General features: G+C 43.2%; 11 protein-coding genes and 9 tRNA genes. 15 read left to right on the plus strand and 5 right to left on the minus strand.

All coding sequences use genetic code 11. The annotated features are described in order from the left end of the window. Positions 1-290 (plus strand): DUF433 domain-containing protein (locus G3T18_RS23685; RefSeq protein ID WP_318014027.1); only part of this gene is annotated, 290 nt, incomplete at its 5' end. A gap of 126 nt (positions 291-416) precedes the next feature. After that, entirely contained in the window at positions 417-995 is a 579-nt protein-coding gene (locus G3T18_RS23690) for a Uma2 family endonuclease (RefSeq protein ID WP_224413070.1), read from the plus strand. A 54-nt stretch (positions 996-1049) separates the two neighbouring features. On the opposite strand, the gene G3T18_RS23695 is transcribed toward G3T18_RS23690, so the two are convergent. From G3T18_RS23695 to G3T18_RS23710, 4 genes are all read right to left on the minus strand, one after another. Further along, positions 1050-1313, minus strand: a complete 264-nt coding sequence (locus G3T18_RS23695) for a ParE family toxin-like protein (protein ID WP_224413071.1) — start codon at positions 1311-1313, stop codon at positions 1050-1052. Then, on the minus strand, positions 1310-1540 hold the full coding sequence (locus tag G3T18_RS23700; protein ID WP_224413072.1) for a hypothetical protein: 231 nt from the start codon (positions 1538-1540) through the stop codon (positions 1310-1312). Before G3T18_RS23700 ends, G3T18_RS23695 begins: the two co-directional genes overlap by 4 nt. Before the next feature lie 158 nt (positions 1541-1698). Then, positions 1699-2430, minus strand: coding sequence for a RadC family protein (gene radC, locus G3T18_RS23705; protein WP_224413073.1), 732 nt, complete (start codon positions 2428-2430; stop codon positions 1699-1701). Positions 2431-2586: 156 nt separating this feature from the next. Then, positions 2587-2940, minus strand: a complete 354-nt coding sequence (locus tag G3T18_RS23710; RefSeq protein ID WP_224413074.1) for a 4a-hydroxytetrahydrobiopterin dehydratase — start codon at positions 2938-2940, stop codon at positions 2587-2589. Between the two features lie 363 nt (positions 2941-3303). Here G3T18_RS23710 and G3T18_RS23715 point away from each other — a divergent pair, with 363 nt between their 5' ends. Next, on the plus strand, positions 3304-3516 hold the full coding sequence (locus tag G3T18_RS23715) for a hypothetical protein (protein WP_224413075.1): 213 nt from the start codon (positions 3304-3306) through the stop codon (positions 3514-3516). Positions 3517-3686: 170 nt separating this feature from the next. Here G3T18_RS23715 and G3T18_RS23720 read toward each other — a convergent pair whose 3' ends face one another. Continuing rightward, positions 3687-4025: a ribbon-helix-helix domain-containing protein gene (locus tag G3T18_RS23720; protein WP_224413079.1), complete on the minus strand. Its 339-nt coding sequence runs from the start codon at positions 4023-4025 to the stop codon at positions 3687-3689. A 475-nt stretch (positions 4026-4500) separates the two neighbouring features. On the opposite strand from G3T18_RS23720, the gene G3T18_RS23725 reads away from it, so the two are divergent. The 12 genes from G3T18_RS23725 (at position 4501) to G3T18_RS23780 (ending at position 8712) form a co-directional block, all read left to right on the plus strand. Continuing rightward, positions 4501-5031 (plus strand): HNH endonuclease, encoded by a 531-nt coding sequence (locus tag G3T18_RS23725; RefSeq protein WP_224413076.1) that lies wholly within the window; start codon positions 4501-4503, stop codon positions 5029-5031. Between the two features lie 19 nt (positions 5032-5050). Beyond that, positions 5051-5440: an alr0857 family protein gene (locus G3T18_RS23730; RefSeq protein WP_224413077.1), complete on the plus strand. Its 390-nt coding sequence runs from the start codon at positions 5051-5053 to the stop codon at positions 5438-5440. A 152-nt stretch (positions 5441-5592) separates the two neighbouring features. Further along, positions 5593-6441 carry a leucine-rich repeat domain-containing protein gene (locus tag G3T18_RS23735; RefSeq protein ID WP_224413078.1) on the plus strand — a complete coding sequence of 283 codons (849 nt, stop codon included), beginning with the start codon at positions 5593-5595 and terminating at the stop codon, positions 6439-6441. Positions 6442-6687: 246 nt separating this feature from the next. Then, positions 6688-6761: transfer RNA gene (locus tag G3T18_RS23740), tRNA-Asp, on the plus strand. A gap of 50 nt (positions 6762-6811) precedes the next feature. After that, positions 6812-6885: transfer RNA gene (locus G3T18_RS23745), tRNA-Cys, on the plus strand. A 258-nt stretch (positions 6886-7143) separates the two neighbouring features. After that, positions 7144-7231: transfer RNA gene (locus G3T18_RS23750), tRNA-Ser, on the plus strand. Between the two features lie 531 nt (positions 7232-7762). Beyond that, positions 7763-7837: transfer RNA gene (locus tag G3T18_RS23755), tRNA-Phe, on the plus strand. A 71-nt stretch (positions 7838-7908) separates the two neighbouring features. Continuing rightward, positions 7909-7982: transfer RNA gene (locus tag G3T18_RS23760), tRNA-Gln, on the plus strand. Between the two features lie 112 nt (positions 7983-8094). Beyond that, a tRNA-Leu gene (locus G3T18_RS23765) sits at positions 8095-8169 on the plus strand. Between the two features lie 108 nt (positions 8170-8277). Continuing rightward, positions 8278-8351: transfer RNA gene (locus G3T18_RS23770), tRNA-Pro, on the plus strand. A gap of 210 nt (positions 8352-8561) precedes the next feature. Then, positions 8562-8635, plus strand: a tRNA-Leu gene (locus G3T18_RS23775). A 3-nt stretch (positions 8636-8638) separates the two neighbouring features. Next, positions 8639-8712 (plus strand) — tRNA-Met (locus G3T18_RS23780). The last annotated feature ends 157 nt before the right edge of the window (positions 8713-8869 follow it).

An 8869-nucleotide genomic window follows, 5' to 3' on the forward strand; every position in this document is an offset into this window, starting at 1 on the left:
TAGTGTCAACTTTAACAGATATTGGTAAACTGATTGACTGCGACCCCAAAATTCATGGTGGTTGTCCAATTATTGCAGGTACTGGTGTAACTGTGCGTCGGATTGCGATCTGGTATAAACAAGGAATGAGAGCAGAAGAAATTGCCTCTCGAATCGGACATTTAACTCTAACCCAAGTATACGCAGCTTTAACCTACTATCACGCCAATAGAGAAGAAATAGATGCGGATATTGCCGCAGAAGAAGCAGAAGCAGATCGCATAGAAACACTTTATCGTGCCAGTAAGTAGTTGTGAATCAAATTCGCTTATATTTTGACGAAGATTCAGGTGATACAATTTTAGTGCGATCGCATCGAGTTTCTCAGTAGTTGGATCAAAATATAAGCAATGAGCCAAAATTTCCTATAAATTCCTATGACCACTTTAACCCTAAACTTAACACCAATTCTTAAACTAAATAACGAACAATTCGAGCAACTAGCTGCCGTCAATCAAGACTTAGGTTTAGAATTAAATGCCGCAGGAGAACTAATTATTATGCCTCCGACTGGTGGGGAAACAGGCAATCGAAACTTTGAGTTAGATGGACAACTTTGGCTTTGGAATCGGCAAAATAACTTAGGAAAAGCCTTCGATTCATCAACCGGATTTCGCCTGAGAAACGGTGCAACTCGTTCCCCAGATTTGAGTTGGATTACTACAGAAAGATGGGATAATTTAACCAGCGAACAACGAAAAAAATTTTTGCCTTTATGTCCCGATTTTACCGTTGAATTAGTCTCCGAAAACGACGACTTAGCAACTACCCAAGCTAAAATGGAAGAATATTTAGCCAACGGATTACGTTTAGGTTGGTTAATTAATCCCAAAACCCAAACCGTAGAAATTTATCGTCCCAACCAACCAGTAGAAGTTTTACAATCTCCTAATAACTTATCAGGAGAAAATGTTTTACCAGGATTTGTCTTAAATTTACAACCAATTTGGGATTAAGACAATAATCACCATTAAGCATTCGAGGATATTCGTTACTTTTTTAAGTCCAATTTATCCAAAAAAGTTTTCATATTTGTCATGACTACCAATCCAAAACCATGTAACTGTATCCCCCTGTAAGATACCAATCGCCCGGTAATTTTGAGTAATTCTAACTGACCAAATATCCTCATCACGATTAATACATTTAAAGTGTAGAGAAGGATGGAAAGGATTATTTGACCATAAACGATAAGCTTTCTTTGCTGCTTGGCGAACTTCTAATGGAAGATCGTAATATTCTGACCAAAAAGATGGTAAAGTAGCAGACTTCATAATCGATCGTAGTCCATCGGAGTCCCTTGTCCTTGACTAATTTGTTGCTTCGCAAGTTTTGCTGCTGCTACTAACTTACTTTGGCTTTTCTGAAAAGCTTTATCCCACTGCAATTCATCTTCAAGATCGAGAATATATTCTCTTAAATGCTCAATAACTCGTTCTTGTTGTGCATCAGGGAGAGATTCTATAATTTTAATAACAGTCGCTATATTTTCCCTTGACATTTTTGCTTATAGTTATTGTAGATAAAAAATGGGCGATACTGGATTTGAACCAGTGACCCCTGACCTGTGAAGGAAGTGCGCTACCCCTGTGCTAATCGCCCAAGAATTAACAATCTAACATAGATATTAACTAACGACAACCTAACCAAATAAAATCTCTAATCTCCTTGAGGATATTCTCGCCATAAAGCGGTACTTTGTCGTAAACTGCGATAATTACCGTTACCTAAAATGAGATGATCGAGAATAGGAATACCCAGTAATTGAGCGCCACTTAATAAATTCTCAGTTAAAGAAATGTCTTCAGGACTAGGATCGACACTACCAGTAGGATGATTGTGGGCGATAATTACTCTGGTGGCTCCTTGACGAATGGTTTCCCGGAAAATTTCGCGGGGATGAGCTAAGGTTTCGGTGGCGGTTCCTACGGTAATTACCTGAGTACCAATTAAGCGATTTTTGACATCAAGTAAAACTACAGCAAAACGTTCTTGATTTTGCCACATTAAATCGTGACTTAGGGCAGCTACCGCAGCCGCAGGGTTATCGATTAAAGTGCGTTCGTTAGGTTTAGTTTGAAATGCTCGTTTTCCCAGTTCCACGGCGGCGACAATTGTCGTTGCTTTAGCAGGACCAATACCGGGTATTTTCATTAATTCTTGGGGGCTAATATCGCGCAATACTTCGAGGGGTTCGCGTTGATGTTGACTGAGTTGCTGAAGAATATATTGCCCCAAACCTACAGCAGAAAGTTTACCTGGACCTTGCCCGGTTCCGAGAAGAATTGCGATTAGTTCGGCGGTTGCTAAGTTTCTTGCGCCTTGTGCTAATAATCGTTCGCGGGGGCGTTCGCTGATAGGGATATCGGCGATTCTGAGGGTATAGGTCATTGATGCACTCTCTGGGGGACTTTAGGCTGTTATAGCGGTTTTGTTTGTGATTTGCCAAGAAAGTGCATAATTTTTAATGATTTTGCCAATTTCTATGTTAATAACTGAAACCCGCTTGGACGGGTTTCAGGAAGGGGTGTTGTCGATTTAGCACTACTAGGAAGTTGGGAATTGCTTGACGATTTCGTCGGTTTTTGCTGCCATGATAAAGTCGTTTTTATGCAGTCCGGAGATGGCGTGAGTCCACCAAGTTACGGTGAGTTTACCGTATTCGGTGAGGAGGGCTGGATGGTGTCCTTCTTTTTCTGCTTCTGCGCCAATTTTGTTTGTTGCATTGAGGGCGGTTTGGAAGTCAGGAAATTTATATGTGCGTTCTAATCTTTTTTGTCCGTCTTTGTTAATTAAGTTCCAGTCAGGAATTTGTGGTTTGAGTTGTTTGATTTGGTCTTCGCTGACAGGTTGAGAGTCTTTGGTGCAAGCTTCACATTTTTGTTGTGTTAGTTCTGGCATAGTGATTTCTTCTTTCAACCTTAGCTAGATTGCCATAAAAAGTTTTTTTCTGCATCTGTCTAGATGAGCAATTAAATACTCAAGTGGGATTTGATGCTGTGATGCAAATTAGTTTGGTATTTCTCTTGCCAAAATGTTCGGTTTGTGCTAAGAAACTGATAATGGCAAATCAATCCTGGTAGCGATCGCGCCAATCTTCTGGAAAGCTAAACTAAAATATCTGCTCTTGATTCAAGCAAAATTATAATTTAGCAACAGATATATTAGCTATGTTTATAATTGTGCGGATTTGTCTTAGTGAGATTATAGTTAAAAAGATCGTTAATTTAACCAAATGTTAAAGAGTAATTGAGGAGTGTGAAAATGCGTTTAAAAACGGTTGAACTATTTTTAGCTTTAACTTTAGCAGCTACGGTTGTGGCTTGTAACCAAGGTGCTGACACTGAAGGTGGCGATCCTGGCGATACTGCACCAGCAACCGAGCAGCCTGAAGAAACTACTGCACCTGAAGCTACTGAAGGTGGTGAAGAGGTTGCACCTGCTGAAGAAGGTGGTGAAGGTGGCGAAGGTAGCTAGAAAGCTATCCAATTGGATTGTAAATTAAGATTTTTGGTGGCGATCGCCTAAATTTTTCCCTAACTCGCCCCAAAATTTTCCCCTCAGCGATCGCCTTTATTGTCAAGAATTATTTGAATAAATTTAACAAGCGACCGGGATGCGATCTGTCATCCCGGTCGCCGTAGAAGTTAGCCAGCCATACTTTCGAGGCTTAAGGGAACCAAATCTCCATTTATCGTCCAGCCTAAGAGCATCGGTTCATTTTCCGGAATAATATTGCCAGTCAGTACGCAGCACTCATCTTTCCTGGCGATCGCATCAATACTTGCTCGAATATCCGAACGGGAAAATTGGGGTCGATAGTCTCCAGATTTCTGTTGCACATAGTTCCAAAGAATGTCTCTGATCAGCGCTTGATACCCAGTATTGCCGGAAAGCTCCTTAAGTTTGTCCTTGAGATCGCGTTCCAAACGAATGCTAGTAACTTCCATGTCAGTAGTAGAAGTACGGCGGGTAATTGTACGCATCATTTTGTTCCTCCTGAAAATTTTTTTTGAGAAATGCTGGACAGATCCAGTAATACAAGTGTAGTATTAAAAAGACTTGTTTAACACCCATTTAGCAATTCAATGAGCTTTCTCTCAATCACAACCACCTCCAAAGCAACCGCCGACAACATCCTTGTCGATGGGAAATCAATTGCTTGGGCGGTGGAGTTTTTGTTTATAGGAAGTAAATTTTTACGAGATTGCGGTTTATGGGGAAAAAACCATCAAAGAAAATTTGAGAACTATTCGCTTAATTACGGCGGTAGTGGGTTCATTGAAGAACCAAATCTAAGTATAGGAAGCGGAAGGTATAGGCGAAAACCAGCCTTACCGAGATAAAAAGAGAACAATATTAAGTTTTCTTAACCCCCGCTTCCTCCCATCAGGTAAGCGGGGGTTTTAAATGAGCAAAAGACCCGCGCAAAAGTAATAATAAAACTAAGAGGCGGGAGTAATGAGTAAAGCCGCGATCGGGACAACTGAAACTCTAAGGCAATCAGTAGTGGTGTTCTCTAAGAACTACCTACCAATAAGTCGAGTCAATATCAGACGAGCGATCGTCTTGTTAGTAACGGGGAAAGCCGAACCGTTAGATTTTCTCTTCGAAGTAGGTTGGAAAGTGCGATCGCCAAGTGTAATTCTTCAAGTTCCCGCTCAAATTCGTCTCACGATGACGAGTAACGAGCGAGTCTGGAAAATTCCACCAGTGAATCGCCGAGAGGTACTGCGACGCGACTGTCAAACTTGTCAATACTGCGGAAGCAAAAAAAATCTCACCTTAGATCACGTCATTCCCCGTTCTCAAGGCGGAAAACATAGCTGGGACAACGTAGTTATCGCCTGTCAAAGGTGTAACTCAAAAAAAGGATCTCGGACTCCAGTCGAAGCTGGAATGCCACTGAAAACTAAACCCATTGCACCAGTGCATCCCGCGATCGCTTTTGCCGAACAGTTCTGGCGCGAACAGCAAATAAACCTGGAATAAGAGGAGGTCACAGGTCATAATGCTGAAACTGATTTACACCGAAAACGGCTTTAATATGGAGCGTTTGGCTCAACCTCTGGAAGAGTGGGTTGCTACTCGCGTAATTTTGGCTCTCCGTGCTGGTAATTCTCTAATTATTCAGCCAAGTACTGCGTCCTTTTTGCTCCCGGCGGATCTGCCTCATTTACCAGAACTAGAAGCGATCGCCTGGGAGGAAAATCTGGAAACTCTCGAATTTTCCATCTGCGATGCAGAATTTGTCGAAGTTACGCTCCAAGGAACTTGGATAGCTACCGATCCTCGTAGCGAAGAAGGAATCTTAGTCACTGCCATGAGCGATCGCGCTGAGTTCTTTCTCTACAAACTCTGGATTGAAGCACAAGAATTAGCTTCTTTAATTTCTGATTAAACTAAGAGCGCACCCTCCACTGGTGCGTTCTTTTTTATTTACAATTTATTTGATTCATTGCTTGATTGCTGTAGGCAACAACTATCTACCTTGTTCGTCTAGTCTTGCTAATCTAGCAAAGATACTTTTTCGTCGAGTAGGAAAATTAAACCATGTTAGGTAAGTTAGGTTGGCGAAGCGCGTACCGCAAGGTCGGCGCAGCCATCGCGGTTAGTCTGGGAACGGCGATCGCATTAGGAATCTACCGTTACGCCTCTCTTGAGAGCTTCACTTACTGGTGTGCTGTTGGAGCGAAAGTTTCTCCTGAAGCTCGCCACACTGTCCAAGTGTTATTACAGCAAACTCAAACATCTAACTGTTATCATGCAGAGCGAAAATTGTCAACCCAAAAAGAACTTTATCTTTCTCAAGCACAAATATCCGACCTCAGACCAGTTGCTACTTTAACTCATCTTACCTATCTAGACCTGAATAGCAATCAAATCTCTAATCTTCAACCTTTAAAATCTCTTACCCAACTCAAATACTTAGACTTAAGTAGTAACAAAATCGCTGAAATTAGCCCAATTGCTAATTTAACTAACCTGAAAACTCTTTATCTTCACGACAACGAAATTACTAACATTGCCGCCCTATCTAATCTTAGTAACTTAAGGGAACTTTACCTCAACGACAACTATATTAGCGACATTACACCACTTGAATCCTTAAACCAACTTCAAGAATTAAACTTGGCTTTTAACCAAATATCCGATCTCCGTGCGATAAAGTCTTTAACACAATTAAAAAAATTTAACCTCGCTTTTAACCAAATTGATGATATCACTCCCTTAAAATCGCTTCCAGAACTAAGGGCGGTTAATCTCACCTTCAACAAAATCGGCGATCTGAGTCCTCTGGCTGAGTTAACTAACTTAACTGGAATCTATTTAGAAGGAAATCCTCTCAGCCAAAGAACTTGTCCTGTAGAACCGGAAATCACCTGCTCATTCGAGTTGTAAACACAATGTTCTCGATAACTTCTGGGGATGAGGGGAGATAACTGTAGCAATTATATAGCGATGTAGCGATCGCCCTTCCTCTCCTCATTCCCCCATTCAGCAAAAAAAAATTTTGCCCAAACCCTTGACACTTTTGTAGTATATTTGTAGCATAAATATATAGCAAACAGCAAAGAGCCAAAAAGCTCATCGCTAGAAGCTTACACGAACCTTGACAACTAAATACATAATACACGAGTAACACGCGGGGGCGTAGCTCAATTGGTCAGAGTCCATGATTGTCGATCGTGTGGTTGCGGGTTCAAGTCCCGTCGTCCTCGCCTCAATAGCTAACCCAACTATTGAGAACCCAAACAAGCTGACAAAGCCAGGTTGAGTAGCCAAGTGGTTGAAGGCAGGAGCCTGCAAAGCTCTTAAACGTGGGTTCAAATCCCACCTCGACCTTCAAGGGAGTATAGCTCAGAGGTAGAGCAGCAGCCTCTTGACGTTTCCATCACCAAAATGAGGAATTCTTGGACTCACCATAGCCCGTTCAGGTTTCCCTTACTATTGGTCTTACGCGGTGATACCTAGTCTTTCAACTAGCTTCTCAAGCGTAAATTTCCGTCCGCCCGACGGTATACCCAAATATTGTAGCTGATTTTGACGCTTCAATTTATCCCATCGTTGGAAACGAGGGTTTAAATCCCTCTGGGGCTACCAGGAGAGGTGGCCCCAGAGGCTCAAAGCACTCCCCTGCTAAGGGAGAACGGCATAACAACCGTCGAGGGTTCAAATCCCTCCCTCTCCGCTCATTGTAGTATATTTTTTGCTTGGTACTACAAATTCCGAGGGTCGGCTCGCCTATCAGCGCGGGCAACGCTCTTTGACTTCTCTGGGCTCTAAAGAGACGGAGATTCACAAGTAGCGATCGTCGAACTCTTGCAGGCATAGTCAAGTTGCCTCTAGACGCTCAATATGTTGGCATATAGCCGCATATATTGCGCTTACTTTTTTTAGTTTCATGCTTTCAAACATCCATCACTTAGCTAATTTAGTACGCTCCTCGCTCTGAAGAAAGCTTGCAGTGGTTTAGCCGTACTGACGCTATGTTTAGCCGCCGGACTTACTTACCGGGATTTCTCCTTACTAGAGCGATTCATCGCGTAGACTTTAGTTCTACTCGAAGAACGACTATTGTACTAATTTTCCAGTTTCTTCTCAATCAAAGTCACCGTAGAACGGCGAGGCTTTAAACCCAATTTTTTGTTAACGGTAACTGGATAACACATCAGGCTACGAACCTGGAGACGTGGGGGTTCAAGTCCCTCCGCTCTCGTATCCCCCGGTAGCTCAGTTTGGTAAGAGCGCTAGTCTGAAAAACTAGAGGTCGTCAGTTCGATACTGACCTGGGGGGCTGTTATTACCTACAGAGGTGAAACAGAAACTTACCACAAAATTAGCACTGAGATTGACCAAATTTTACTTTGAGGAGTCGCCTAATCGGTATGGCATCGCTCTTTGACAGCGAAAGAATGCAGGTTCGATTCCTGCCTCCTCAGTTGGGAGACGAGGGGAGACTTGGGAGAGGGGGGAGACAAGGAGGAATTGTTAAACAAACTGATAAGGTCCTAATTCCCAGTCCCCAGTCCCCAATCACCAATCCCCAGCTTTGCTCCTGTGGTGGAATTGGCAGACGCGACAGACTTAAAATCTGTTTTTTTGTGGGTTCGAGTCCCACCAGGAGTATTTCACGCCGACAAGGAAGAATTGGGGATTGGGGATTAGCAGTTATTTAGTTTATCTATTGTCTTCTCTCTCCTCCCCCTCTTCCCCCTCTCCCTTGTCTTCAATTTCCGGGGTGTGGCGCAGCTTGGTAGCGCGGCGGCTTTGGGAGCCGAAGGACGCAGGTTCAAATCCTGTCACCCCGATTTTAACCCCTGTGATGGAATTGGTAGACATCGCTCGCTCAGAACGAGTGTTTTTGCAGGTACCCTTCGGGAAGCTGCCTTTCAGGCATCTACGACTCCTGTCAGGGGTATGGGAGATTGGGAAAAGTGGGAAGAGGAGGAGAACAAACTGCTAAATGCGGCTAGGTGCTAACTGCTCACTGATAACTTAACCCAGTCCCCAATCCCTAAGCCCCTGTAGCCCAACGGTAAGAGGCGCTTCGCTAAGGACGAAGAGGTTGCTGGTTCGATTCCAGCCAGGGGTATGACGCGGGAATGGAGCAATGGAGGCTCGTTAGGCTCATAACCTAGATATCAGCAGGTTCGATTCCTGCTCCCGCTATGATTTTGGTTTCGAGAAATTTGTCTTGCGGAGATGGTGTAACGGTAGCATCTGAGTCTTCCAAGCTCTAGGTACGACTACTCTTCGAGAACGCTACGCGAACAAATCTCGTTATCCGCTTTCGTAGTCTTGTAGCTCAGTTGGGAGAGCGCTTGTC

Source organism: Oscillatoria salina IIICB1 (genome assembly GCF_020144665.1).
Classification (GTDB): domain Bacteria; phylum Cyanobacteriota; class Cyanobacteriia; order Cyanobacteriales; family SIO1D9; genus IIICB1.

What these genes read in the sequence shown, in the direction of transcription:
- G3T18_RS23690 (WP_224413070.1), top strand. Translation starts at nt 417, where the DNA reads ATGACCACTTTAACCCTAAACTTAACACCAATTCTTAAACTAAATAAC.
- G3T18_RS23700 (WP_224413072.1), bottom strand. Translation starts at nt 1,540, where the DNA reads ATGTCAAGGGAAAATATAGCGACTGTTATTAAAATTATAGAATCTCTC.
- G3T18_RS23730 (WP_224413077.1), top strand. Translation starts at nt 5,051, where the DNA reads ATGCTGAAACTGATTTACACCGAAAACGGCTTTAATATGGAGCGTTTG.
- G3T18_RS23720 (WP_224413079.1), bottom strand. Translation starts at nt 4,025, where the DNA reads ATGCGTACAATTACCCGCCGTACTTCTACTACTGACATGGAAGTTACT.
- G3T18_RS23710 (WP_224413074.1), bottom strand. Translation starts at nt 2,940, where the DNA reads ATGCCAGAACTAACACAACAAAAATGTGAAGCTTGCACCAAAGACTCT.
- G3T18_RS23695 (WP_224413071.1), bottom strand. Translation starts at nt 1,313, where the DNA reads ATGAAGTCTGCTACTTTACCATCTTTTTGGTCAGAATATTACGATCTT.
- G3T18_RS23725 (WP_224413076.1), top strand. Translation starts at nt 4,501, where the DNA reads ATGAGTAAAGCCGCGATCGGGACAACTGAAACTCTAAGGCAATCAGTA.
- radC (WP_224413073.1), bottom strand. Translation starts at nt 2,430, where the DNA reads ATGACCTATACCCTCAGAATCGCCGATATCCCTATCAGCGAACGCCCC.
- G3T18_RS23735 (WP_224413078.1), top strand. Translation starts at nt 5,593, where the DNA reads ATGTTAGGTAAGTTAGGTTGGCGAAGCGCGTACCGCAAGGTCGGCGCA.
- G3T18_RS23715 (WP_224413075.1), top strand. Translation starts at nt 3,304, where the DNA reads ATGCGTTTAAAAACGGTTGAACTATTTTTAGCTTTAACTTTAGCAGCT.